General features: G+C 70.1%; 25 protein-coding genes and 2 pseudogenes. 16 read left to right on the forward strand and 11 right to left on the reverse strand.

Annotated features, from left to right (window positions below; translation table 11 throughout):
* Window positions 1-100: 100 nt before the first annotated feature.
* Window positions 101-670: a TetR/AcrR family transcriptional regulator gene (locus FXO23_RS32550; protein WP_158889357.1), complete on the reverse strand. Its 570-nt coding sequence runs from the start codon at window positions 668-670 to the stop codon at window positions 101-103.
* Window positions 671-741: 71 nt separating this feature from the next.
* Here FXO23_RS32550 and FXO23_RS32555 point away from each other — a divergent pair, with 71 nt between their 5' ends.
* Window positions 742-1,236 carry an FBP domain-containing protein gene (locus tag FXO23_RS32555; protein ID WP_158889359.1) on the forward strand — a complete coding sequence of 165 codons (495 nt, stop codon included), beginning with the start codon at window positions 742-744 and terminating at the stop codon, window positions 1,234-1,236.
* Window positions 1,237-1,252: 16 nt separating this feature from the next.
* On the opposite strand, the gene FXO23_RS32560 is transcribed toward FXO23_RS32555, so the two are convergent.
* Together FXO23_RS32560 and FXO23_RS32565 are read right to left on the reverse strand one after the other, a co-directional pair.
* Window positions 1,253-2,335: a tyrosine-type recombinase/integrase gene (locus FXO23_RS32560; protein ID WP_158889361.1), complete on the reverse strand. Its 1,083-nt coding sequence runs from the start codon at window positions 2,333-2,335 to the stop codon at window positions 1,253-1,255.
* A 25-nt stretch (window positions 2,336-2,360) separates the two neighbouring features.
* Window positions 2,361-3,590 carry an MFS transporter gene (locus FXO23_RS32565; RefSeq protein ID WP_158889363.1) on the reverse strand — a complete coding sequence of 410 codons (1,230 nt, stop codon included), beginning with the start codon at window positions 3,588-3,590 and terminating at the stop codon, window positions 2,361-2,363.
* Between the two features lie 163 nt (window positions 3,591-3,753).
* Here FXO23_RS32565 and FXO23_RS52345 point away from each other — a divergent pair, with 163 nt between their 5' ends.
* Window positions 3,754-4,401: a TetR/AcrR family transcriptional regulator gene (locus tag FXO23_RS52345; protein ID WP_218952208.1), complete on the forward strand. Its 648-nt coding sequence runs from the start codon at window positions 3,754-3,756 to the stop codon at window positions 4,399-4,401.
* Between the two features lies 1 nt (window position 4,402).
* Here the strand turns inward: FXO23_RS52345 and FXO23_RS32575 are convergent, their stop codons facing one another.
* Together FXO23_RS32575 and FXO23_RS32580 are read right to left on the reverse strand one after the other, a co-directional pair.
* Entirely contained in the window at window positions 4,403-5,050 is a 648-nt protein-coding gene (locus FXO23_RS32575; protein WP_158889365.1) for a TetR/AcrR family transcriptional regulator, read from the reverse strand.
* Between the two features lie 64 nt (window positions 5,051-5,114).
* Entirely contained in the window at window positions 5,115-5,564 is a 450-nt protein-coding gene (locus FXO23_RS32580; RefSeq protein WP_158889367.1) for a DoxX family protein, read from the reverse strand.
* A gap of 163 nt (window positions 5,565-5,727) precedes the next feature.
* Between FXO23_RS32580 and FXO23_RS32585 the strand changes: the two genes are divergently transcribed.
* The 3 genes from FXO23_RS32585 to FXO23_RS32595 all read left to right on the forward strand — a co-directional run bounded on the left by FXO23_RS32585 (window position 5,728) and on the right by FXO23_RS32595 (window position 8,342).
* On the forward strand, window positions 5,728-7,017 hold the full coding sequence (locus FXO23_RS32585; protein ID WP_218952209.1) for an RNA polymerase sigma factor: 1,290 nt from the start codon (window positions 5,728-5,730) through the stop codon (window positions 7,015-7,017).
* Between the two features lie 86 nt (window positions 7,018-7,103).
* The gene (locus FXO23_RS32590; protein ID WP_158889371.1) at window positions 7,104-7,499 is read left to right on the forward strand and encodes a YciI family protein; all 396 of its coding nucleotides are present in this window, start codon (window positions 7,104-7,106) and stop codon (window positions 7,497-7,499) included.
* 42 nt (window positions 7,500-7,541) lie between these two features.
* Window positions 7,542-8,342: a TetR/AcrR family transcriptional regulator gene (locus FXO23_RS32595; RefSeq protein WP_158889373.1), complete on the forward strand. Its 801-nt coding sequence runs from the start codon at window positions 7,542-7,544 to the stop codon at window positions 8,340-8,342.
* A 22-nt stretch (window positions 8,343-8,364) separates the two neighbouring features.
* Here FXO23_RS32595 and FXO23_RS32600 read toward each other — a convergent pair whose 3' ends face one another.
* A complete protein-coding gene (locus FXO23_RS32600) occupies window positions 8,365-8,736 on the reverse strand; it encodes a YciI family protein (protein WP_158889375.1) in 372 nt (123 codons plus the stop codon).
* 30 nt (window positions 8,737-8,766) lie between these two features.
* Window positions 8,767-10,182, reverse strand: a complete 1,416-nt coding sequence (locus FXO23_RS32605) for an MFS transporter (RefSeq protein ID WP_179956944.1) — start codon at window positions 10,180-10,182, stop codon at window positions 8,767-8,769.
* Window positions 10,183-10,358: 176 nt separating this feature from the next.
* Here FXO23_RS32605 and FXO23_RS32610 point away from each other — a divergent pair.
* Window positions 10,359-11,306, forward strand: a pseudogene (locus tag FXO23_RS32610) (Lrp/AsnC family transcriptional regulator); the annotation flags it as partial.
* 7 nt (window positions 11,307-11,313) lie between these two features.
* On the opposite strand, the gene FXO23_RS32615 reads toward FXO23_RS32610, so the two are convergent.
* Window positions 11,314-11,805, reverse strand: coding sequence for a GNAT family N-acetyltransferase (locus tag FXO23_RS32615; RefSeq protein ID WP_158889377.1), 492 nt, complete (start codon window positions 11,803-11,805; stop codon window positions 11,314-11,316).
* 41 nt (window positions 11,806-11,846) lie between these two features.
* Between FXO23_RS32615 and FXO23_RS32620 the strand changes: the two genes are divergently transcribed.
* Genes FXO23_RS32620 through FXO23_RS32630 form a run of 3 tightly spaced genes read left to right on the forward strand, consistent with a single transcriptional unit; the run spans window position 11,847 to window position 15,168 of the window.
* Window positions 11,847-12,308 (forward strand): helix-turn-helix transcriptional regulator, encoded by a 462-nt coding sequence (locus tag FXO23_RS32620; RefSeq protein ID WP_218952210.1) that lies wholly within the window; start codon window positions 11,847-11,849, stop codon window positions 12,306-12,308.
* A gap of 10 nt (window positions 12,309-12,318) precedes the next feature.
* Window positions 12,319-12,729, forward strand: a complete 411-nt coding sequence (locus tag FXO23_RS32625) for a VOC family protein (protein ID WP_179956945.1) — start codon at window positions 12,319-12,321, stop codon at window positions 12,727-12,729.
* A gap of 48 nt (window positions 12,730-12,777) precedes the next feature.
* Window positions 12,778-15,168: an ATP-binding cassette domain-containing protein gene (locus FXO23_RS32630; protein WP_158889383.1), complete on the forward strand. Its 2,391-nt coding sequence runs from the start codon at window positions 12,778-12,780 to the stop codon at window positions 15,166-15,168.
* Between the two features lie 8 nt (window positions 15,169-15,176).
* Here the strand turns inward: FXO23_RS32630 and FXO23_RS32635 are convergent, their stop codons facing one another.
* From FXO23_RS32635 to FXO23_RS51845, 3 genes and pseudogenes are all read right to left on the reverse strand, one after another.
* Entirely contained in the window at window positions 15,177-16,322 is a 1,146-nt protein-coding gene (locus FXO23_RS32635) for an RNA polymerase sigma factor (RefSeq protein WP_158889385.1), read from the reverse strand.
* 6 nt (window positions 16,323-16,328) lie between these two features.
* On the reverse strand, window positions 16,329-16,736 hold the full coding sequence (locus FXO23_RS32640; RefSeq protein WP_158889585.1) for a YciI family protein: 408 nt from the start codon (window positions 16,734-16,736) through the stop codon (window positions 16,329-16,331).
* A gap of 113 nt (window positions 16,737-16,849) precedes the next feature.
* Window positions 16,850-17,023: pseudogene (locus FXO23_RS51845) on the reverse strand (pyridoxamine 5'-phosphate oxidase family protein); the annotation flags it as partial.
* 129 nt (window positions 17,024-17,152) lie between these two features.
* Between FXO23_RS51845 and FXO23_RS32650 the strand changes: the two are divergent.
* The 7 genes from FXO23_RS32650 to FXO23_RS32680 all read left to right on the forward strand — a co-directional run bounded on the left by FXO23_RS32650 (window position 17,153) and on the right by FXO23_RS32680 (window position 24,618).
* Window positions 17,153-18,253: a coiled-coil domain-containing protein gene (locus tag FXO23_RS32650; RefSeq protein ID WP_158889387.1), complete on the forward strand. Its 1,101-nt coding sequence runs from the start codon at window positions 17,153-17,155 to the stop codon at window positions 18,251-18,253.
* A gap of 22 nt (window positions 18,254-18,275) precedes the next feature.
* Complete coding sequence (locus FXO23_RS32655; RefSeq protein WP_158889389.1) at window positions 18,276-18,782, forward strand: DinB family protein; 507 nt, start codon at window positions 18,276-18,278, stop codon at window positions 18,780-18,782.
* Window positions 18,783-18,856: 74 nt separating this feature from the next.
* Complete coding sequence (locus FXO23_RS32660; RefSeq protein ID WP_158889391.1) at window positions 18,857-19,231, forward strand: hypothetical protein; 375 nt, start codon at window positions 18,857-18,859, stop codon at window positions 19,229-19,231.
* Window positions 19,232-19,238: 7 nt separating this feature from the next.
* On the forward strand, window positions 19,239-20,300 hold the full coding sequence (locus tag FXO23_RS32665) for a hypothetical protein (protein ID WP_158889394.1): 1,062 nt from the start codon (window positions 19,239-19,241) through the stop codon (window positions 20,298-20,300).
* Between the two features lie 215 nt (window positions 20,301-20,515).
* Window positions 20,516-21,475, forward strand: coding sequence for an ABC transporter ATP-binding protein (locus FXO23_RS32670; RefSeq protein ID WP_158889396.1), 960 nt, complete (start codon window positions 20,516-20,518; stop codon window positions 21,473-21,475).
* Window positions 21,472-22,323, forward strand: a complete 852-nt coding sequence (locus FXO23_RS32675; protein WP_158889397.1) for an ABC transporter permease — start codon at window positions 21,472-21,474, stop codon at window positions 22,321-22,323. Before FXO23_RS32670 ends, FXO23_RS32675 begins: the two co-directional genes overlap by 4 nt.
* An 18-nt stretch (window positions 22,324-22,341) precedes the next feature.
* The gene (locus FXO23_RS32680; RefSeq protein WP_158889399.1) at window positions 22,342-24,618 is read left to right on the forward strand and encodes an ATP-binding cassette domain-containing protein; all 2,277 of its coding nucleotides are present in this window, start codon (window positions 22,342-22,344) and stop codon (window positions 24,616-24,618) included.

Below are 24,618 nucleotides of genomic sequence, written 5' to 3' on the forward strand. Positions count from 1 at the left end.
GACCACAGTCACCTTCACACCATAACCAACGACCACGCCATAATTGAGTTACGCATCAAATAGAACCGGTCGGCCGGTCGGAACACTCGTCCAGCGGTGGTCAGGCCGGGGGCCAGTTCCGGAGGGCGCTGTCGAGGGCGTCGAGCGCCCTGGTCCACGAGGTGTCCACGTCGCGCGGCTGGTAGCGGAACCGGAACGCCACCTCCAGGCTCACGTAGCCGTGGAAGATGCTGTGCATGAACCGGACGGCGTCCGTCTGGCCCGGTTCGGACAGTGCGTAGCCGCGGAGTATCGCCCGGGTCATCTCCGCGTGCCGGCTCGCCGCGCTGGTGGCCGCGGTCTCCGGGTCGAGTTCGAACTGCGTCGCGGCGTACCGGCCGGGATGCTCCTTCGCGTAGTCGCGGTAGGCGTTCGCGAAGGCCACCAGCGCGTCCTTGCCCGCGCGGCCGGCCAGTGCGGCGGCGACCCGGTCGGCGAGTTCGGCCAGGGCCAGCACCGCCACCCTGGCCCGCAGGTCCTGCGCGTTCTTGATGTGGGAGTACAGGCTCGCGTCCTTGACGGCGAACCGGCGCGCGAGCGCGGAGACGGTCACGTTCTCGAAGCCGACTTCATCGGCCAGCTCCGCCGCCGCCCGCGTCAGGCGTTCGGCGGTCAGCCCCGCGCGTGCCATAGGTCACCCTTCTTCCAGCTAGAGCACTTAACCATTTGCCTAATACCCCTAGGCAGTTTAGCGTCCCACCCATGCGACCAGTCACCGAGCGCGAGATCCGCGCGTCATTCGTCAATTGCACCAAGGGGGAGGCCAAACGCCTGGCCGTGCCCCGGGACCTGGCCGCGCGCCGGTGGGACGACCTGGACTTCCTCGGGTGGCGGGACCCGGCCTCGCCGCAGCGGGCCTACCTGGTGGCCGAATCCGGCGACGGGCTCGTCGGGGTGGCGCTGCGCCTGGCCGCCCCGCACACCGGGCAGGCCCGGCGCACCATGTGCTCCCTGTGCCTGACCACGCACTCCGGCGACGGCGTCTCGTTGATGACCGCGCGCAAAGGCGGGCGGACCGGGCAGCAGGGCAACTCGGTGGGTTCCTACCTCTGCACCGATCTGGCCTGCTCGCTCTACTTGCGCGGGAAGAAGGACGCCGGATTCGGCGCGCGGCTGCACGAATCGCTCACGCCGGCGGAGAAGATCGAGCGAACCAAGGCCAATCTGGCCGGGTTCCTGGACAAGGTGGTCGGCTGACCGCGCGAGGCGCACGCTAATCCCGGTGTTCGGCGAGCAACTGGGCGAGCACGTGCACCGGGGAGCTGTCCAGCTTGTGGCGATGGGCGTCGTACCGGTCGCGGGTGGTGCGGATGTCGGCGTGGCCGAGCAGGTCCTGCACCTTCTGCACCGGCACGTCGTGGGCGAGCAGGAGCGTGCCGGTGGTGCGCCGGGCGGTGTGCGGGCTGATGTGCGCCGCGCCCGCGATTCCCGCGGCCTCGGCCAGCTTACGCAGGGTCTGCCAGACATCCCGCTGCCGCAACGGTTTCCCGCCCGGCTTCGACCGATCGTGCGGATGCGGGGTGGTCGCCAGCAGGGGGCCGGTGGGCATCGGTTCCCGCCGCGCCCGCACCCGCAGGTAGCGGTCCAGGGGCCGGAGCGCGGGCGCGACCAGGGGGACGAAGTCGCGCTGCCCGCCTTTACCGGTGTAGCGCAGGATGCGGTGGCCGGAATCGGTGTCCAGATCGTCCACCGTGGCGCCGGTGATGCCGGAAACCCGCAGCCCGGTGTAGAACAGCAACGCGATCAGGGCGGCGTCCCGCCAGGAAGCCTCGGTGTCGTTGCGCCGGGCCCGCGTTTCGGCGTGGTCGAGCAGCGTGGCCGTCGCGTTCTCGTCCAGGGCGGGCAACGGGGACACCTTGGCCCGCTTGGGCCGGGTGACCGCGCCGATCGGATTCCGGTCGGCCACGTCGTTGGACTGCAGGTAGCGGTACCAGCTGGACACCCCGGCGAGCGTGCGGGCCACTGTGGACGGTGCCGCGGGCCGGGGCAGCCCGTCCCGGCCGGTGACGGTGAGCGTGGCCTTCCAGGCGTCGACGTCCGCGCGCCGGGCCGCGAGCGGATCGAGCCCGGTCCGATCGCACCAGCTCAGCCAGGCGGCCAGATCGGCGTAGTAAGCGCGCCTGGTGTGTTCGCTCTTGTCCGCGGCCAGCCAGAGCACGGTCACGTGCCGGATCGCGTACCGGTCGAGCGGGTCGGCCGGGGGCAGCGCCGGGAGCAGGGCGACGGCCTCGGCGAGGTCCTGCTCCCGCGTCGCGGGCGCCGCGGCGCCCGCGGGTGTCCTGCTCAGCTCGGTCATGCGGGCAGTATCCCAGCGCCACGGCTCAACCCAGCGCAAGCAACGCGGCGATGGCGGGTCCGAACGCGCCGCCGAGCTGATAGCACAGGTTGAACAGGCCGATCGCGGTCGGCCGGTGTTCGCCGGGCACCGCGGCGGTGGCCGACACCGCGAGCGTCGCCTGTCCCGCCGAGGCGGCGAACACCGCGAGGGCGGGCACGGCCAGCAGCAGGAACGGCCACGGCCCGGTCGCGGCGATCAGCGCCGCCAGCGCGCCCAGGCCGATCAGCACGGTGAGCAGCACCGGCCGGCTCATCCGGGCGGAGATGGCCGACAACCCCAGGGACAGCCCCGAACCGGCGAGCAGGGCGACCAGCTGCGCGACCCCGACCTGTCCGGTGGTCCAGCCGAGATCGTGCTTCATCAGGGCAGGCGCGGCATACAGCAGCGCGAAGTACGAAGTGGACAGTGCGCAGGCGATACCGGCGGCGAGCAGGAAGGCGGGTTCCCGCACCACGGACGCGGGGACGAAACCGTCCGGCCGGGCCCGGATCCGGAACGCGAGCAGGGCGGCGGCGAGGACCGCGGCGGCGGCCGCCGGTGGGAAGCGCGGCACGAAGACCAGCGCACTGGCCAGGGCCACCAGCAGCAGGGCGCCGGAGGAATCGAAGCGCCCCACCGGTTTGCCGGGAATCGCCGCGGGCAGGAACCGGGTGACCGCGGGCACCGCGAGCAGGCTCACCGCGGAGAGCGCCAGGGACAGGTGCCAGGACGCCGCGTCGGCCACCAGGGATCCGGCGAGGGGCCCGACGGCTCCGCAGGCGCCGAAGCTCGCGGTGATCAGGCCCATCCGCCTGGTCGAGCCCGCGAGGTTCATCGCGACGGTGACCAGTCCCGCGCCGCCGATCGCCTGGAACGCGCGGCCGAGCAACAGCAACGGCAACGTGGCGGCCAAGCCGGCGAGGAGCGCTCCGGCGGTGACCAGCAGCGCGCCGAACAGCAGGGTGACGCGCAGGCCGCGGCGGCGGACCAGCCCCGCCATCAGCGGGGTCCCGATCGCGACCGCCCAGCCGAACGTGGTGACCAGCCAGGTCGCGGTGCCCACCCCGGCGCCGAGGTCGCCGGCGACGCGGGGGAGGACGAGCGCGAGGCTGTTCGAGCCGGTCGCGAGCGGGGCGGCCAGCAACGCCAGCCACCACCCGGGGACCTCCCGAGGCCGCGCGCGTTCGGGGATGGCGAGCCGGGGCGCCGCCGGGCGGTCGAGCGAGCGGGTCATCGTCTCTCCTCGAAGAACTGGGGGTAAACCGGTGAGTGCAACGATGAAACTACACCGACTAGTGTTACCGCAACACTGATTGGTGTAACCTGGCCTGGCAGGTACGCGAGAGCGGGAAAGTTAGGCTGCGCCGAGCAGTGCAAGCACCGGCGAGAGGACGCCCATGGCCGAACCGGACGTGCTGTCCCCAGCCGCGCCGTACGGAATGCCGGAGAAGCGCCGCGCGATCACGGTGGCCGCCCGCCGCGTGTTCGGCCGCGAGGGCTACACCCGTGCCAGCGTCGACGCGATCGCGGCCGAGGCCGGAGTGTCCAAACGCACCATCTACAACCACTTCACCGACAAGGAGAACCTGTTCCTCTCGGTCGCCCTGGAAGGCGCCACCGAGGTCACCGAGACGATCGCCGAGATCATGGACCGGCATCTGCGCAAGATCGTCGATCTCGAGGCGGATCTCGTCGCCTTCGGCCTGGACCGGGTGGCCGCGGTGTCCGCCCGTCCGGACCATTTCGCACTGGTCCGGACCATCCAGGCGGAGGCGCCGCGGATCCCGGCCAAGGTGCTGGCGGCCTGGAAGGAGGCGGGACCGCTCACCGCGCACCTCCGGCTCGCGCCCTACCTGAGCCGGATCGCCGAGCGGGGCCTGCTGGTGATCGAGGACGCCGACGAGGCCGCGAACCACTTCAACCTGCTCACCATCACCGACGTGAACCAGCGGTCGTTCTTCGGGGCGATCCCGCTGCCCGAGGGCGAGGTCGAGCGGATCGTCACGAACGGGGTGCGAACGTTCCTGCGGCTCTACCGGGCCTAGGTCAGCCGCAGAACGAGCCGAGCCCCGAGCGCAGCAGGGCGAACGCCCGGTTCGCGTCGGCGATCGCGGCGGGGTAGCGCTCGTCGCTGCTCTGGCCGGAGGCGATCCGGCGGTAGTTCTCCAGCGCCAGCAGCCGCTGGACCGTGATGATCTGCCCCGCGGCGAGCAGCGCGGTGAGATCCTCCGGGCCGGTGCCGGTCGCCTCGCGCAGGGCGTCCGCGAGCGCGAGCGTGGAGCGGTCGGTGAACTGCGACAACCGCGCGACCAGGCTCGGCGTCCCGTAGAGCAGCCGGCTGAACGCCAGCACCTCGGGGTCGTCGCTGAGCCCGGTGATCGGGTCGCGTGCGCGCAGTCCCGCGACGAAATGCCCGCGCAGCGCGCCCAGGGGCGGCTGGCGGGCGGGTCGTTCCCGCACCACGGTCGCGGCCTCCTCGGAGTGGTCCGCGAACCGGTGCAGGACCAGGTCTTCCTTGGTGGGGAAGTACTTGAACAGCGTCGGCTTCGACACCTCGGCGGCCGCCGCGATCTCGGCGACCGAGACCTTGTCGAACCCGGACTCCAGGAACAGCCGGATCGCCGCGTCCGAGATCGCCCGGTGCGTCCGTTGCTTCTTGCGTTCCCGCAGGCCCTGTTCGCTCACGTCCGGCATGCTAACGCAGTGTTCAACCGAGGTAACTTCTTGTCTGGATCTGTTTTCTGACCGGGTCAACCGCTCATCGGCGTTTCCGCCGGAGCAGGTTGTCCACAGCGAACGAACCGGGTCCGAGCACCGCGATCAGCAGGAAGATCCAGCAGAACAAGGCCGCCTGCTCGCCCATGTTCTGCAACGGGAGCAGGCCCATCGGCTGGTGGACGACGAAGTAGGCGTAGGCCATCGCCCCGGAGGACAGCACCGCCAGCGGCCGCGTGCCCAGGCCGAGCAGGATGAGCACGCCGCCGGCGAACTCGATCGCGCTCGCCCACCAGCCGGGCCAGATCCCGAACGGCACGGCCGTGCCCTGGCCGTCGACCCCGCCGAAGGCGCCGAAAAGCCCTTGGGCGCCGTGGCACGCGAACAGGAACGACACGACGATCCGCACGGCGGCCAGTGCCGCGCGGTGCAGCCGTGCGGTCGAGATCTGGCCGCGGGTGGTGGTGGTCGTGGTGGCGGATGCCTCGCTCATCGCAGGAGTCCTTTCGATTCGTGGGGCGGGGCCGGTTGACCCGCGCTCTACCAACGCGTCGAAGGGATGGCGGCCGAATCGACAACCGCGACGAAGATTCTTCCGTCCGGCGACGAACGGTGGCCCGGCCCGCCTTGCCGCGGTGGAAGACACAGTGCTCTGATTGGTGGCCGTGACGGCAACCGAGACAAAACGCACGATCGAGGCGGTCTGGCGGATCGAATCGGCCCGGGTCATCGCCGGGCTCGCGCGGATGGTGCGCGACGTCGGCCTGGCCGAGGAACTGGCCCAGGACGCCTTGGTCGCCGCGCTCGAGCAGTGGCCGGAATCGGGCGTGCCGAAGAACCCGGGCGCCTGGCTCATGGCCACCGGCAAGCGCCGCGCGATCGACCACCTGCGCCGCAAGGAGCGGTTCGACCGCAAGGTCACCGAGATCGGGCGTGACCTGGAAACCGGGGGAGACGCGGCCACGGCCGATTTCGACGCGGTGCTCGAGGAGGACTTCGGCGACGATTTGCTGCGGCTGGTGTTCACCTCCTGCCATCCGGTGCTGTCCACCGAGGCCCGGGTCGCGCTCACCCTGCGCCTGCTCGGCGGCCTGACCACCCCGGAGATCGCCCGGGCCTTCCTGGTTTCCGAGTCGACGGTCGCCCAGCGGATCGTCCGCGCCAAACGCGCCCTCGCCGAGGCGAAGGTGCCCTACGAGGTGCCGCAGGGGCCGGAACTCGCCGAGCGCCTGTCCTCGGTGCTGGAAGTGCTCTACCTCGTCTTCAACGAGGGCTATTCGGCGACCGCGGGGGACGACTGGATGCGGCCCGCGCTGTGCGAGGAGGCGCTGCGCCTCGGCCGGATCCTGACCGGGCTCATGCCGAAGGAACCGGAGGCGCACGGGCTCGTCGCGCTGATGGAGATCCAGGCGTCGCGTTCGCGGGCGCGCATCGGCCCGTCCGGGGAACCCGTGCTGCTGCTCGAGCAGGACCGCGGGCGCTGGGACCAGCTACTGATCCGCCGCGGTCTCGCCGCGCTCACCCGGGCCGAGGAACTCGGCGGCACCGGCGGGCCCTACTACCTGCAGGCCGCGATCGCCGCCTGCCACGCCCGGGCGCGCACCGCCGAGGAGACCAACTGGATCCGGATCGCCGCGCTCTACGAGGCGCTCGCCGGGATCACGCCGTCCCCGGTCGTCGAGCTGAACCGGGCGGTCGCGGTGTCGATGGCCTTCGGCCCGGCCGCCGGTCTCGAGCTGGTCGATCAGCTGCTCGCCGAACCGTCGCTCAAGGCCTACCACCTGCTGCCCAGTGTGCGCGGTGACTTCCTCGCCAAGCTCGATCGCCTCGAGGAGGCGCGGGCGGAGTTCGAGCGCGCGGCGACGCTGACCCGCAACGAACGCGAACGGGCCCTGTTGCTCGAGCGCGCCGCCGCCTGCGCCGACGGCAAGGCGCCCGCCCGCTGAGGCGAGCGGATGTCGAAGTCGAAGCCTCCGCTCCGACCAACGCCTGACGGCGCCCGTTCCGGGCGCCACGAGGACGAGGAGACGCCGTGAAGTACCTGGTGCTGATCTACAGCAATCCGCGGGGCTGGGGACATCCCAGTTTCCTGCGGGTTCCCGAGGCGCACGCGATGCCGGAGGCAGCACGCGCGGAGATGAGCGCGCAGTTCGAGGCGCTGATGAACGAGATCACCGAGTCCGGCGAGCTGATCGGCGGGGAGGCGCTGGCCGCGCCGGAAAGCACCCGGACCGTGCGGGTGCGCGGGGACGTCCCGGCGACCACGGACGGGCCCTACGCCGAGGCGAAGGAACACCTGGCCGGGTACTTCCTGCTCGACTGCGCGAGTTTCGAGCGTGCCACGGAACTCGCGGCCCGGTTCCCCGACGCCCGGTTCGGCGCGGTGGAAGTCCGTCCGATCTGGACCGGCGAGGCGGGCGGCCGATAAGCGCTGGTACTTTATCGCGTAAAGAGATGAAAGGGATTGTGCGTGGTCGTCTTCGCGGGGCAGGGTGACGCGCGCCGTTCGATGGAACTGCTGTGGCGCGCGTGGGGCTCGGACTCGGCGCGGACGGCCCCCGGTCCCAAGCCCCGGCTGAGCGTGGACGCCATCGTGGACGCGGGAATCGCCGTGGCCGACGCGGACGGGATGGCGGGCCTGTCGATGCGCGCGGTGGGCGAACGGCTCGGGCGGACCGCGATGGCCCTCTACACCTACGTGCCCAGCAAGAGCGAACTGGTCGACCTGATGTACGACCGGGCGCTCGCCGAACTGCCGACGGAGTACGACCTCGAACCGGGCTGGCGGGCGGCGGTGACTTCCTGGGCCGCCGACTACTGGGCGTTCTGCCTCCGGCATCCCTGGGTTCTGCAGGTGTCGCAGGCGCGACCGGTGCTCGGGCCGAACGAGTTCGGCGTCCTGGAGACCCTGATACGCATCCTCCGCGGGACCGGGCTGGCCACGCACGAGCTGCGACCCGTCGTGGCGACCGTGGTCCAGGTCGTGCGCGGGGCGGCGCAGACGATCGCGGAATCGCGGCAGGCGCCCACGGCGACCGGCGTCTCCGACGAGGAATGGTGGTTCGCCCGGGCGGCCGTGCTGGGTGAGGTCGCGCCGGACTTCGCCGAACGGTTTCCGCATTTCTCCTGGCTCGAGGGCGGCGCGGATGCCCGGCCCGAACCGGATTCGGACGCGCCCTACCTGGAGCGGAAGGCGAGGCAGGCGTTCGAAGCCGGACTGAACGTCGTCCTCGACGGGGTCGAGTCCGCCGTGGCGGGGGCCGGGGCGTGAGTCGCGCCCCGGCCCCCGGTGCTCACATCTCCAGGCCGCTGAGATCCAGGACCGGGCGTACCTCGACCTCGTTGAGCACTGCGTCGGGCAGCTTCGCGGCGTGCTCCAGGGCCCGGTCGATGCTGTCGCATTCGATCAGGTAGAACCCCGCGAGGTACTCCTTCACCTCGGCGAACGGCCCGTCGGTGTGCAGCACCTTCCCGTCCCGCACCGAGACGCGTTTGGCCAGCGCCTGATCGGCCAGCCCCTCCGACACGATCAGTTCACCCGACGCGGCCAGTTCCTCGGTCAGGGCGAGATGCGCCCGGCCGGACTCCACCTTCTGCTGATGGGAAAGCCCCTCCCAGGCCGCCCGGGACGTGGGGTTGCTGTGGATCAGGATCAGGTACTTCACCGCTGCCTCCGCGAGTTTTCCGGCATGCTGTCAGCCGGAACGTCGACGCCGATTCTCCGGTTCCGACATCCACCACGCGGCGGCGGTGGTCGCGGCGAGCAGACCGGCGGCGACCCAGAACGCGTCCCGCGCGGCGTCCAGTGCCGTGCCCGCGGTGAGGGTGCGGAAGAAGACGCTGCCGAGCAGGGCGACCCCGAGCGTGCCGCCGAACTGCTGGACGGCGTTGAGCAGCCCGGCGGCCGAACCGGCTTCGTGCGGGCGGACCCGGTGCAGCGCGGTGGTGAAGAACGGCACGGTGAACAGGCCGAGTCCCAGCCCGCAAACCGCGAGCGCGGCGAGCAGCGGCCACGGGAAGGCGGTGGCCGAACCGGTGGTGTAGACCGCGATGGCGGCCAGGACACCGGCCAGCAGAACGGCGAGCCCGACGAACATGATCCGCTGGCCGAACCGCGGCACCAGGTAGGTGCCCGCGAACCACGAGGACACCGCGAGCCCGCAGGACCAGGGCAGCAGCGTGAGCCCGGCGGTCCGGACATCGGCGTGCAGGCCGATCTGGAGTTGCAGCACGACGACCGTCGTCAGCCCGTTCAGCACCGCGAAGAACAAGGTGGAACTCGCCAGCGCCGCCGGGAAACCGCGATTGCCGAACAGGCTCGGCTCGACCAGCGTGCTGTGCCCGCCGCGCGCCCGGCGACGCTGGTGGAGTCCGAAGAGGACGAACACCGCGCCGCCCGCGGCGAACGCGGGCCAGGTCCAGCCGGTGCCGCCCTCGATGAGGGGGTAGACGATCAGGCTGGTGCCCACGACCGCGAGCGCGGTGCCCGCGAGGTCGAGCCGGGGCCGCCGGGCGGCGCGGTCTTCCCGGAGCAGCGCCGCCGCGCAGAACACGGCGACGCCGAACGGGAGGTTGACCAGGAACACCGCCCGCCAGGAGGAACCGAGGAGGTCGGCGTGGGTCAGGAGGCCACCGAGCGCGGGCCCGCAGACCGCGGCGAGCCCGACGACCGGTCCGTTCCAGCCCAGCGCCTTGGCCAGTTCGCCGCCGCTGAACATGCCGCGGATCAGGCCGATGGTCTGCGGGATCACCATCGCGGCCGCGGCGCCCTGGACGGCCCGGGCCGCGATCAGGAATCCGGCCGAACCGGCGAGGGCGCAGCACAGCGAGGCGAGGACGAACCCGGCGATTCCGGCGCGGAAGACCCGCTTGCGCCCGGCGATGTCGCCGAGGCGCCCGCCGGTGATCAGCAGCACCGCGAACGGCAGCGTGTAAGCGGCGCTGAACCATTGGATATCGGAGTCGGGGCCGCCCAGTTCGGCGTGCATCACCGGCGCCGCGACCTGCACGATCGTCGCGTCGAGCACGTTCATCGCCTCGGCGACCAGCAAGGTCGCCAGCGCGGCCCAGCGCAGGCGGTAGGGCGTTGGCGCCAACAAGCCCTGGGACATGGGCATTCCTTCCAGCACAGCCCGGCGTTCCCCGCTCTGATGTCCGGGCTTTCGGGGCCCGGTTTCGGTGAGCGGGTGGCCCGTGCGGGACCGAGCGTGCTGACGGAAGGGAACCCGTTCCACTCGTGGCGTGAACTTGATGGTTTTGTTCCACGAATCGGGCTCACGTGCAGAATATGTCCATGCTCGACGACCTCGACCGCGCTCTGGTCCACGCGCTGCACCTGGACGGGCGGGCGCCGTTCAGCCGGATCGCCGCGGTGCTCGGGGTGTCGACCCAGACCGTGGCCCGCCGCTACCGGCGCCTGCGGGCCGAGGCTTCGCTGCGGGTGGTCGGGCTTGCCGACCCCGAACGCGCGGGCCGCGCGCGGTGGCTGGTCCGGCTCACTGTCAGCCCGCACACCGCGCAGGAGGTGGCGCACGCCCTGGCCCGCCGGGCCGACAGCTCGTGGGTCAAGCTCGCCTCCGGCGGCACCGAGATCGTCACGGTCATCCACACCCCGGTCGGCGCCGCGGGCAACCATCCGCTCCTGGTGCGCGACATCCCGCGCACGGCCAGCATTACCGCGGTCTCCGCCCACTACGTGCTGCACACCTACCTCGGCGGCCCCACGACGTGGCGCGCCCACGTCGACGCGCTGACCGACCGCCAGCAACGCGACCTGAAGCCGCCGACCGGTGCCGCGAAACCGCGGCAGGTCGTGGCCGAAAGCGACCACGACCTGCTGACCGCGCTCCAGCGCGACGGCCGGGCGAGCCATGCCGAACTGGCCGCGGCCACCGGCTGGTCACCGGCCACCGTCGCGCGCCGCCTCGCCGAACTCACGGCCGGCGGGGCGATCTTCTTCGACGTCGAACTGAACGACGTGTTCTTCGGCGCCACCACCCATGCGCTGCTCTGGATGGCCGTCACCCCGGCCCACCTCGAACGCGTCGCCACCACGCTGGCCCGGCACGACGAACTCGCCTTCGTCGCCGCCACCACCGGCCCCACCAACCTGGTCGCGCACGCGCTGTGCCCCGATCCCGCCGCCCTGCACCACTACCTCACCCACCGGCTGGGCAGCCTCGACGCGATCCGCACCCTGGAGACCGCGCCGGTGCTGCGCACCCTCAAGGCCGCCGGCCCGGTCACCCCGTGGCCCGCGGTCTCCGATCGGTCTGCACGACCTTCGCCTGGAGCAGCCGAGGGGAGTGCGCGAACCCGTGCCGGGCGTAGGCCGGAATCGCCCGGTCACTGGAATGCACGGTCACCCGCTCGAGGCCGAGCTGGCGCCCGAGTTCCAGGATCGCCTTGATCAACCGGCCGCCGAGCCCGGAATCCCGTTCTTCCGGCACCACGTACACGCTTTGCACGTCGCCGGAGGCCCGTTCCAGGGCACGCGGGGTCGGCACTCGCCGGATGATCGCCAACCACGCCATGCCGAGGACCACCTCACCGCGGACCACGACCAGGCACCGGTGCGAGGAAGCGTTCTCCCGCGCCCAGGCCACGAAGTGACGCACGAAGTCATCGCGGGGGACGGCCTGGGGTCCCCCGTACTCCAGCTCCCAGCGCCACCGAAGCTCGGCGACGGCGGCCAGGTGGCTTTCCTCCGCGAGGCGAATACCGATCGGGGTCACCACGTCATTGTGCGGCGAGCGCTCGACCGCTGGTCGGCGCGATGTGGCACGATTCGCGGGTGACCAGCAGACCCGCCGCGGCGCACCACCTGCGCGACCTCGCTCTGCTGCGCCGCGTCCGCGACCGGATCGACCGGGAGTACGCCAAACCGCTGAACGTCGAGGCGCTCGCCCGCGGCGTGAACATGTCGGCCGGGCACCTCAGCCGCCAGTTCCGGCTCGCCTACGGGGAGTCACCGTACTCCTATCTGATGACGCGGCGGATCGAGCGCGCGATGGCGCTGCTGCGTCGTGGCGACCTCAGCGTCACCGAGGTCTGCTTCGCGGTCGGCTGCTCGTCACTGGGCACCTTCAGCACTCGCTTCACCGAGCTGGTCGGGATGTCGCCCAGCACCTACCGGCGCCAGGCGACGCGTGCGACGGCGGGGATGCCGCCGTGCGTCGCGAAACAGGTGACCAGACCGATCAGGAATCAAGAAGCGCGGTCCTCGACGCGCACTTAGTGTGATCGCCATGGACCTCACCATTCACAACGCTTTCCTCCCGCACAACGACCCGGAGGCCTCGCTGGCCTTCTACCGCGACATCCTCGGCTTCGAGGTTCGCAACGACGTCGAATACAACGGGTTGCACTGGATCACGGTCGGCCCCGCGGGTCAGCCCGACACATCGATCGTGCTGAACCCGCCAGCCGCGGACCCCGGTATCACCGACGACGAGCGCCGCACCATCGCCGAGATGATGGCCAAAGGCACCTATGCCGGGATCAACCTGGCCACCAAGGACCTCGACAGCACCTTCGAGCACCTGCAGGCCGGCGGCGCCGAGGTCGTCCAGGAGCCGACCGACCAGCCGTGGGGCGTGCGCGACTGCGCCTTCCGCGATCCCGCGGGCAGCATGATCCGCATCTTCGAGGTCAGCTGAGCCGCGCGGCCGCGAAAGACGACCCCGCCCGACAAGCATGGAGAGACGATGAGCACGGCCCCGAGAACGGGCACGCGGTCGCCCGCACCGCACGTTGCCGACAGCCATGATCTGATCCGCGTGCACGGCGCGCGCGAGAACAATCTCAAGGACGTCAGCATCGAGATCCCGAAGCGCCGGCTGACGGTGTTCACCGGCGTCTCCGGCTCGGGCAAGAGTTCGCTGGTGTTCAGCACGATCGCCGCGGAGTCGCAGCGGATGATCAACGAGACCTACAGCGCCTTCCTGCAGGGCTTCATGCCGACGCAGGCGCGGCCGGAGGTCGACGTCCTCGAAGGGCTGACGACCGCGATCATCGTCGACCAGCAGCGGATGGGGGCCGACGCCCGCTCCACGGTCGGCACCGCCACCGACGCCAACGCGATGCTGCGCATCCTCTTCAGCCGGCTCGGCAAGCCGCACATCGGCTCGCCCAAGGCTTTCTCCTTCAACGTCGCCTCGATCAGCGGGGCCGGCGCGGTGCAGTTCGAACGCGGCGGCCGGACCGTCAAGGAGCGCCGCGACTTCAACATCGTCGGCGGTCAGTGCCCGCGCTGCGAGGGCGCGGGCAGGATCTCCGACTTCGATCTCACCCAGCTCTACGACGACAGCAAGTCGCTCAACGAGGGTGCGCTGCTGATCCCCAACTACACCGGGGACAGTTGGTACGGCACCATCTTCCGGAAGTCCGGCTTCCACGACCCGGACAAGCCGATCCGCAAGTACACCAAGCGCGAGCTGAACGACCTGCTCTACAAGAGCCAGACGAGGATCAAGGTCGACGGCGTCAACGTCTGGTACGAGGGGTTGATCCCGCGAATCCAGAAGTCGATGCTGGCCAAGGACCGGGAAGCGCTGCAGCCGCACATCCGGGCGTTCGTGGACCGGGCGATCACCTTCTCCACCTGCCCCGAGTGTGACGGCACCCGGCTGTCCGAGCTGGCCCGGTCGTCGAAGATCAAGAAGATCAGCATCGCCGACGCCTGCGCGATGCAGATCGACGATCTGGCCGAGTGGGTGCGCGGTCTGCGCGAGAAGTCCGTCGCACCGCTGCTCGGCAAACTCCTGCACACGCTCGACTCGCTCGTGGAGATCGGGCTGGGCTACCTCTCGCTCGACCGGGCCTCGGGCACGCTGTCGGGCGGCGAGGCGCAGCGCGTCAAGATGATCCGCCACCTCGGCTCCTCGCTCACCGACGTCACCTACGTCTTCGACGAGCCCACCATCGGATTGCACCCGCACGACATCCAGCGGATGAACAACCTGCTGATGCGGCTGCGGGACAAGGGCAACACGGTGCTCGTCGTGGAGCACAAACCGGAGACGATCGCGATCGGCGACCACGTCGTCGACCTCGGCCCCGGCGCCGGTACGGCGGGCGGCACCGTCTGCTTCGAGGGCACCGTCGAGGGGCTGCGGGCCAGCGGCACCATCACCGGCCGCCATCTCGACGACCGGGCCGCGCTCAAGGAGTCGGTGCGCACGCCCACCGGCAAGCTGGAGATCCGCGGCGCGACGACGCACAACCTGCGCGACGTCGACGTCGACATCCCGCTCGGGGTGCTCTGCGTGGTCACCGGTGTGGCGGGCTCCGGGAAGAGTTCGCTCGTGCACGGCTCGATTCCGGCCTCGGCGGGCGTGGTGTCGGTCGACCAGGCGCCCATTCGCGGGTCGCGGCGGAGCAATCCGGCGACCTACACCGGACTGCTCGACCCGATTCGCAAGGCGTTCGCCAAGGCCAACGGCGTCAAACCGGCGCTGTTCAGCGCCAACTCCGAGGGCGCCTGCCCCAACTGCAACGGCGTCGGCGTCATCTACACCGACCTGGCGATCATGACCAGCGTCGCCACCACCTGCGACGAATGCGAGGGGAAGCGGTACCAGGCCTCGGTGCTGGAATACCACCTCGGCGGCCGCGACATCAGCGAGGTGCTCGCGATGTCGGTCAGCGAGGCCGAGGAGTTCTTCGGCGCCGGTGAGGCGCACACCCCGGCCGCGCACAAGATCCTCGACCGGCTCGCCGAGGTGGGGCTCGGCTACCTCAGCCTCGGCCAGCCGCTCACCACGCTGTCCGGCGGCGAGCGGCAGCGGCTCAAGCTGGCCACCCACATGGCGGAAAAGGGCGGCGTCTACATCCTCGACGAGCCGACCACCGGCCTGCACCTCGCCGACGTCGAGCAGTTGCTCGGCCTGCTCGACCGGCTCGTCGACTCCGGCAAGTCGGTCATCGTCATCGAGCACCACCAGGCGGTCATGGCACACGCCGACTGGATCATCGACCTCGGTCCCGGTGCCGGTCACGACGGTGGCCGGATCGTCTTCGAGGGCACTCCCGCCGACCTCGTCGCCGACCGTTCCACCCTCACCGGCGAGCACCTCGCGGCCTACGTCGGCGGCTGACCGGGCGCTCAACCGCGCAGCCGCGCGTTGAGCCGTGCGGCCTGTCGTGTGAGGTGGTCGCGTTCGGGGAGGTTGGGCGCCGCTCGGGCGGCTTCGGCGTAGAGCCGTGCCGCGGTGACCGGGTCACCGTCGCGCTCGTGCAGGTACGCCGCGACGGCGGTGTGGCGGGGGAGGGCGGGGTCCAGCTCCGCCAGGGCGGCCAGCCCGGCCCGCGGGCCGTCGGCCTCGCCGATCGCGACGGCCCGGTTGAGGCGGGCCACCGGGCTGTCGGTGAGGCGCACCAGTTCGTCGTACCACTCGACGATCTGCACCCAGTCGGTCTCCTCGGCCGTTGGCGCGTCGGCGTGCAGCGCGGCGATGGCGGCCTGGGCCTGGAACTCACCCAGGCGGTCGCGGGCGAGGGCGGTCTGGAGGACGTCGACGCCCTCGGCGATCAGGCGGGTGTTCCACCGGCCGCGGTCCTGCTCGGCAAGTGGCACGAGCCTGCCGTCGGGGCCGGTCCGCGCCGGGCGCCGCGCGTGGTGGAGCAGCATGAGCGCGAGCAGGCCCGCGACCTCCTCGTGGTTGGTCTTGGCCGCCAGCTGGCGAGTGAGCCGGATCGCCTCGGCGGCGAGGTCGACGTCGCCGGAGTAGCCCTCGTTGAAGACCAGGTAGAGCACGCGCAGCACGGTGGCGACGTCACCGTGCTGGTTGAACCGGACGCCCGAGACGGTCCGCTTGGCCCTGCTGATCCGCTGGGCCATGGTCGCCTCCGGCACGAGGTAGGCCTGCGCGATCTGCCGCGTGGTCAGGCCGCCGACCGCGCGCAGCGTGAGCGCGACGGCCGACGCCGGTGTCAGGGACGGGTGCGCGCACAGGAAGTACAGCTGGAGCGTGTCGTCCACGTCTTCGACGGGACCGGGCACCGGCTCTTCCTCGACCCGCACCTCGCGCTGCCGCCGGGAGCTGTCGGCGCGCACGGCGTCGAGGAACTTGCGCCAGGCCACGGTGACCAGCCATCCCTTGGGGTCCCGCGGCTGGTCGTCCGGCCATCCGCGCACGGCCTCGATCAGCGCCTCCTGCACGGCATCCTCGGCCGCCGCGAAGTCAGCTCCGCGACGGACGAGGATGCCGATCACCGTGGGGGTGAGGGTCCGCAGCAGGGCCTCGTCCACCGTGCGTCACTCCGTGATGGTCGGGGGCACGCCGTAGAACGGTCGCACCTCGAGCCACTCGTGGATCGGCTTCCCACCCGCGCCCGGAGCCGCGGACAGCTCGCCGGCCAGCTCGAGCGCCCGCTCGTAGGTCTCGACGTCGATCACCATCCAGCCGGCGATCAGGTCCTTGGTCTCCGCGAACGGGCCGTCGGTGACCGGCGGCCGCCCCTCGCCGTCGTAGCGAACCCAGGTGCCCTCCGGGGAGAGCGCCTGACTGTCGACGTACTCGCCGGTGCCTTCGAGCCGCGCGGCGAAGTCCTCCATGTACCGCATGTGGGCGGAGATCTCTTCCTGGGTCCACTGGTCCATCGGCACGTCGTTGACCGGCGCCGGGGCGCCCCGGTAGTGCTTGAGCAGCAGGTACTTGGCCATCATGTTCTCCTTGGTGAGGTACGGCCCATTCTGGCCGTGTTCGCCCCAGGGACGGAGCCGCGTTCGGGTTCTCGACATCCCGCCGCGAAATTTCTCGGCGAGTTCCAAGAACTCCGCGCGTCCCGCTGCCGGGCCAGTTCCTCGACCGCGCTCGGCAGGGTCGTTTCGAAGTCGATCAGCTTCGCCCACGTCGGGGTCACGACGATCCGGACCATGCCGTCGTAGAGCGAACGCACCTCCGCCTCCCACTCGACCCGTTGCTCGGGCGTCATCTGGTACGTGCCGTTCGCCGCCGATCCGCACTATCCGTCATAAGAGGCATTATCACGGTGCCTTCGGTCTCGTATGTTTCACTGTTTCGCGACACGCGCAACTGGTTTCACTAACGCGTACGCGAAACAAGGTACGCTGGTCGCATGGAAAACGACCTGGTCAGCGAGCCGGAATCGGACGCAGAAGAAGTGGCGGTGTGCGCCCTGGAGGGGTGCGACAACCCGTTGCCCGGACCGGCGGTGGACGAGCAGGGGCGGCGCAAGGGTGGTCGGCCGTCGTCGTACTGCTGCAAGGCGCATGCGGATGCCGCCTCGCGGGCTCGCCGGGCGGTGCAGACCGCGATCGTGGTCGATCCGCTGGTCGAGCTGCGCAAGGTCGCCGAGGCGTTCGGCCCGGCGACCGCGCCGATCCTGGACGCCTTGGCCGAGATGAGGTCCCGCTTGGCCGAGGCCGAACGCGGTGCGCTGGCTCAGGTCCGGGCGGCCGAGGAACAGGCGAACACCGCTCGCGCCGAGGCCGAAGCCGCGATCCACCGGGCGGAACAGGCCGAACGCGCCAGGGACCGCGCGCTCGCGCAGGCGCGGGACGACCGGGCGGCGCGAACCGAACTCGAGGCGTCCACCCAGCGAGTGGTCGCGGCGGCCGAACAGGACCAGCGCGAGGCGTGGGCGAAGGTCGCCGAGCACGAACGCGCTCGTGGCGCGGCCGAAGCGGCCGCGACAGCCGCCGCCGCGAACCGGGACGAGCTGGCCACCGCGGTCCGCGGCGCGCGGGAGCAGCTCGACGAACTGCGCGCAACCCATTCCGCGACGGTCCGCGAACTCACCGAGACACGCACGCAGCTGCGCGACCTGGCCGCGGAACACGCACTGCGCGGCGAGCGACTGGATGCCGCACGTTCCCAGGTGTCGGCCGCCGAGACCTCGCTCGAGCACGCCCGCAGGGACGCCGAACAAGCACGGGAGCAAGCCGCGGCCCGCCAAGCCGAGGCCGCCGACCGCCAGGCCCGGCTCGCGGAGGAACACACCGCGCGTCGCCTGGCCGAAGCGCGCGCGGCGACCGCGGAGTCCGGGCTGGGAGACGCGCGAGCCGAACTGGCCGAGCTCAACGCACGCTTCGACCGGCTGCTCGCCGCGCGGATGGTGGCCGAACCCGAGCCGCCCGAGGAGCGCGCTCCCGAACCCCCGGCCGAGGAGAATGACCAGCCAGGGGCCGGTGGCATGCCGGATGGCACGATTCGGTGATCAACCGAAGAGGAGTTTCCCGGTGACCACCGAACGAATCGCTCCGCCCCTGACCGGCGGCGAGCGGGAGATGTTGCGTGCCTTCCTCGATTTCCACCGCGCGACGCTCGCGATGAAATGCGACGGGCTCTCCGACGAGGAGCTGCGCCGCAGGTCGATGCCGCCTTCGACGCTGTCCTTGCTCGGCCTGGTGCGGCATATGGCCGAGGTGGAGCGCACGTGGTTCCGCCGGGTGATCAACGCCGAGGACATCCCGCTCGTGTGGTCGGCCGAGGGCGACTTCCAGGCGGCCTACGACGCGAGCACCGCCACCCGGTCCGAGGCGTTCGCCGCCTGGCAGGCGGAGGTCGGGCATTCCCGCCGGATCGAGGAGGCGGCGGATTCGCTCGAGGTGACCGGCTACCAGCCCCGGTGGGGCGAGCACGTTTCGTTGCGGCTGGTGATGCTGCACCTGATTCACGAGTACGCCCGGCACAACGGTCACGCCGATTTCCTGCGCGAGGGCATCGACGGAACCGTCGGCGCCTGAGCAGCCCCTCGGCGCAAGATCAACTTCAAGAATACCGAAAGAATACATTAAGGACCGTCGATACCCTCATTACCATGGCACCGGGTTTCGCGGTCAATACGACCGAAGTGGACATCTACATCGGCAAGGTCAAGACAGCTCTCGAGCTGCTCAAACCCGTGCAGCAGATGCTCACCGACCACGACCCGCAGACGAAATCGAGCTGGCTCGAAGACCTCGCCGGAAAGGCATCGCCGCATTCCGGAGGCCCACAGGATTTCCACCGCGCGTGCGAGGGCTTCGTCCGCGAGTCCGTCCAGCTCTACCGGGAAATACTGGAGAAGTTCGCGCTGGCGACCGGCAACCTGGAAACGGTCGTGTCTGCCGGGAGTAAGGCGATGGCCGCCTACCGGCAGCGGGACCAGGAAGCGGCGGACATCCTGAACAAGCTCCTCCAGAACCTGGACTGAGGCCGATATGACACCACCGCCGAACCGGGGCGACAAACCGCGGCACCCCGAGTACCTCGAATACTTGCGGGACCCGAAGGTCAACCTCATCGACAACCCCCGGCTCAAGACGGCGCCGGAGCTCGGCTCGTGGATCGAGTGGCTGCTGCACCCGGAAGAGCACATCGGCGCGCGTTCCATCATCGAGGAGTCGGGGGCCCGGCACGAGATGGACCAGAACCTTCCGACCCAGAAAACCGAAACGACACCGCCGCCGCCCAACGAACACGATCCGACGACCATGCCCGGCAGGGACGGCCGGCTTCCCGGCTGGAACGTCGCCCACTACTACCCGTACGAGTCGGTGCTCGAACGGTGGGAGTTCGCCCAGTTCTTCGGCTTCCAGAGCGCGGTGTCGACGCAGCGGGTCGAACGTTCCGACTCGCTGTTCGCGGGCGCCGCGGCGGCGCTGGCGGTGGCGAAATGGTCCACCGATGATCACAACCACCAGATCGCGGCCGTCCCCACCGAAGGATGGGAGAGCGGCAACGGAGACACCTTCCGGAGACTGGCTGCCGAAGCGGCGGACATCCTCGCCAAGATCGCCGAGATCATCAACGTGTCGCTGGTCGTCGCACTGGCCGAATACACCATGACCATCAAGAAGACCCGCGAAGCCCTGGACGAGTCCACCAGGAACGTCGTGCGGACCTTCGACAGCAAACTGCCCAAGGAAGCCGAGGGAAGCGCGGTCCTGGCCTTCGTCATCACCTTCGTCCTCGGTGAGCTGAAGGAGAAGGTGTTCGACAAGATCAAACCGTGGCTGGGCGGACCGGCGAAGATCGCGACCCTGGCGGTGGATCATCTCTGGGAGACAGTCGTCGGACTGGTGCAACCCAAGCGGAAGGAAAACCCGGACGATGTCAAGGACCGGTCGGGGTGGGACTGGGACGACATCGCCAAGAGCTACCTCCGGGGTCAGGCCGACATCCTCGACCTGGCGACGCGGAGAATCGACGAGCTGACCCGCCGGATGGCGGCGGCTCGCGCGGAGTTGGCCGCCGTGCCGCTGCGGCCCAAGGAGGGGTAGCCCGGCTCAACGGGTTCCTCTGCTCCATTACCACCGATGACCATCCTCCCTTCCGTGCGCGATTCAGGCGACCACGTTTCCGTTCGCCCTGACCCACCTTGCCGACCTCGCCTCGGGTTCACCGCCGTTTGAAGGTTTTGCGTCCAGGTACGCAGCCTGTGGAGTCTCCTTCCGCCACAAGTTTCCACGGGCAGTTCAATGAAACACTTGAAGGCATGGATCTCACGGAAAACCAACGAAAACGAGGAGCGTCCGGAGCCGAACCGGTCATCGAAACCCGGGGGTTGCGGATGCGGTACGGCACGACCGATGTGCTGCACGGGGTGGATCTCCGCGTGCACCGGGGCGAGGTGCTCGCCCTGCTCGGACCGAACGGGGCGGGAAAGACGACCACCATCGAGATCCTGGAAGGCTTCCGGAAGCGGTCCGTGGGTGAGGTGCGTGTGCTGGGCACCGATCCGGACCGCGGGGACGAGGCCTGGCGGGCGCGGCTGGGCGTCGTGCTGCAGTCCTGGCGGGATCACGGGAAATGGCGGGTGCGGGAACTGCTCGACCACTTCGGTCGCTTCTACCCGCCCTACAGCACACGGGATCGTCGCAGGCCCTACGACGCGGACGAACTGGTGTCGCTGGTCGGCCTGAGCGAGCAGGCGAACACCTCGATCGGCAGGCTCTCCGGTGGGCAGCGGCGCAGGTTGGATGTGGCGATCGGCATCGTGGGCAAACCCGATCTGCTGTTCCTGGACGAGCCCACCGTCGGTTTCGATCCGCAGGGCCGGCAGGAATTCCACGACCTGGTGCGCAGGTTGTCCGGCCTGGAGGACACCACGATCCTGCTCACCACGCACGATCTGGACGAGGCGGAGAAGCTCGCCGACCGGATCGTGATCCTGGCGGGCGGCCGGATCGTGGCGAACGGCAGCGCGGCGGAGCTCGCGCGGCGGACCGCCGGGAGGGCGGAGGTCCGGTTCACCCGGGACGGCGAGCCCGAAGTGCGGTCCCTCGAGGACGCCACCGGTTATGTGCGGGAACTGTTCGCCAGGTACGGCGAGGCGATCGGCGATCTGGAGGTGCGCCGGGCGCGCCTGGAGGACGTCTACCTCGCCCTGGTCCGCGAGTTCGAAACCGGCCGGCGCACCGAGGCGCTCAACGATCTGGCGGAGGTGGCGGTATGAACCCCGGCGCCGTCGCCCTGCGCGCGGGACTGCAGCGCGGCTGGATCGAGTTCCGGCAGAGCGCGACCAGCGGGCAGGACATCTGGGCCGCGCTCTACTTCCCGGCCATCTCGTTGATCGTGATGTACGTCCTGAAGGACAACACCGTCCCGGGCACGGACTTTTCCCTTGGCTCCCAAGCGGTTCCGGGCATCCTCGGGATGAACGCCGTGCTCGTCGGGCTCATCGGACTGGCCATGGCGCTGACCATGGACCGGGAGGACGGCACGCTGCTGCGCGCGAAGGCGACCCCGAACGGCATGCTCGGTTACCTCACCGGAAAGGTGCTCGGCCGGGCCGGGACCACCGTCGCGAGCCTGCTCGTGGTGCTGGTTCCGGCGGCGTTCCTGTTCGGCGGGCTGGAACTGGGCCGCCTGTCGTCCTGGCTGACGCTGGTGTGGGTGCTGGCGCTCGGCCTGCTCGCGATCCTGCCGCTCGGGGCGATCGTCGGCTCGCTGTTCGCCGGCGCGCAGGGCATGAGCATCGTGACGTTGCCGATGATGGCGCTGACCGGGATTTCCGGCGTGTTCTACCCGATCTCCGCGTTCCCGGAGTGGCTACAGTGGATCGCGCAGGCATTCCCGATTTACTGGCTGGGTCTGGGGTTGCGGTCGGCCTTGCTGCCGGACGCGTTGGCGGGCGTGGAAATAGGGGAGTCCTGGCGATCCCTGGAGACGATCGGCGCGCTCGGGGCGTGGGCGGTCATCGGATTCCTGCTGGCGCCGGTGGTGCTGCGCAGGATGGCACGGCGCGAATCCGGTTCCAGCGTGGCCGCCCGCCGGGAAAAAGCCCTGCAACGGACCATATGAGACGAGGAAGGTCGACTTTTGTTCGAATCAGCAGAGCACACCGCCGCGGACAGCCACGGCGTCATCCAGGTCCGCGGGGCGAGGGAGAACAACCTGACCGGTGTTTCCCTCGACATCCCGAAACGACGGCTCACCGTGTTCACCGGGGTGTCCGGCTCCGGCAAGTCTTCGCTCGTCTTCGACACGATCGCCGCGGAGTCGCGGCGGTTGATCGACGAGACCTATTCCGCGTTCATCCAGGGCTTCATGCCGAGCCTGAGCCGGCCGGACGTCGATTCGCTGCGCAATCTGAGCGCGGCGATCATCGTCGGGCAGGAACGGATGGGCGCCAACGCCCGGTCCACCGTGGGCACGGCCACCGACGCCCACACCATGCTGCGGATCCTGTTCAGCCGGATCGCCACCCCGCACGTCGGGCCGCCCTTCGCGTTCAGCTTCAACCGGGCCGAAGGCATGTGCCCGGAATGCGAGGGCCTGGGCAAGGTTATCGACATCGACGTCGACCAGCTCGTCGATCGGGAGCTGTCGTTGAACGAGGGCGCGATCACGGTCCCCGGGTTCGCGGTGGACTCGTGGTACTGGCAGGTGATGGCGCACTCCGGGTTCTTCGACCCCGATCGGAAGCTGAAGGAGTACAGCGCGGGCGAATGGGAGGACTTCCTGCACAAGCCGGCCACCAAGGTCAAGGTCGGGTCGAACAACCTCACCTACGAGGGGCTGATCACCAAGGTCCGGCGGCTCTACCTCACCAAGGACCGGGAGTCGATGCAGCCGCAGGCCCGCGCGTTCGCCGATCGGGCGGTCAAGCTCACCGGCTGCACGGCCTGCGGTGGTTCCCGGCTGAACGAGGCCGCGCGGTCGGCCAAGATCGGCGGCCACACCATCGCGCAGTGCTCGGCCATGCAGATCAACGATCTGGCGAAGTTCGTCCGGAGCATCCAGGACGATTCGGTGGGACCGATGCTGGACACCCTGCGCGAGACGTTGGACTCGCTGGTGGAGATCGGCCTCGGTTACCTGAGCCTGGACCGGGAGTCCGGCACGCTGTCCGGCGGGGAGGCCCAGCGGGTGCGGATGGTCCGGCACCTCGGCTCGAGCCTGACCGATATCACCTATGTCTTCGACGAGCCCACGGTCGGGCTGCACCCGCATGACATCCAGCGCATGAATGGTTTGCTGCTTCAGTTGCGCGACAAGGGAAACACCGTGCTCGTCGTGGAGCACAAACCGGAGACGATCGAGATCGCCGATCACGTGGTGGATCTCGGGCCGGGGGCGGGTGTCAACGGCGGCCGGATCTGCTTCGCGGGCGATCTGGCCGGGTTGCGCGAGTCCGGCACGCTGACTGGGCGCTACCTGGACCACCGCGTGCGGCTGCGCGAGCAGGTGCGCTCGCCGCGCGGATACCTGCCGATCACCGGCGCCTCCCTGCACAACCTCCAGGACGTCAGCGTCGACATTCCCCTCGGCGTGCTCACCGTCGTCACCGGGGTCGCCGGATCCGGCAAGAGTTCCCTGATCCACGGTTCGCTCGGCGATCGGGACGGGGTGATCGTCGCCGACCAGTCGGCGATCCGGGGCTCCCGCCGCAGCAATCCGGCCACCTACACCGGCCTGCTCGACCCGATCCGGTCGGCCTTCGCCAAGGCCAACGGCGTGAAGCCCGGCCTGTTCAGCGCGAACTCGGAGGGGGCGTGCCCGGCGTGCAAGGGCATCGGCCTGATCTACACCGACCTCGCGATGATGGCCGAGGTGGCGTCGGTGTGCGAGAAGTGCGAGGGGAAGCGGTTCACCCGGGAGGTGCTGGCGTACCGGTTGCGGGGCAAGAACATCAGCGAGGTCCTGGGCATGCCGGTGGCCGAGGCGCGCGACTTCTTCACCACCGGCCAGGCCCGCGCGATCCTGGACCGGCTGGTGGCGGTGGGGCTCGGGTACCTCGGCCTCGGCCAGCCGCTCACCACGTTGTCCGGGGGTGAACGGCAGCGGCTCAAACTCGCCATCCACATGGCGAAGAGCGGCACGACGTACGTGCTGGACGAACCGACCACCGGCCTGCACCTCGCCGACGTGGACCAGTTGCTGGCCCTGCTCGACCGGCTGGTCGACGACGGCAACACGGTGATCGTCATCGAGCACCACCAGGCCGTGATGGCGCACGCCGACTGGATCATCGACCTGGGCCCGGGCGCGGGTCACGACGGCGGCCGGATCGTCTTCACCGGCACCCCGGGCGAACTCGTGGCGGACGGCTCGACGCTCACCGCGAAGCATCTGCGGAGCTACGTGAACGCCTGA

The organism is Amycolatopsis anabasis (genome assembly GCF_009765355.1).
In the GTDB taxonomy this organism is placed as follows: domain Bacteria; phylum Actinomycetota; class Actinomycetes; order Mycobacteriales; family Pseudonocardiaceae; genus Amycolatopsis; species Amycolatopsis anabasis.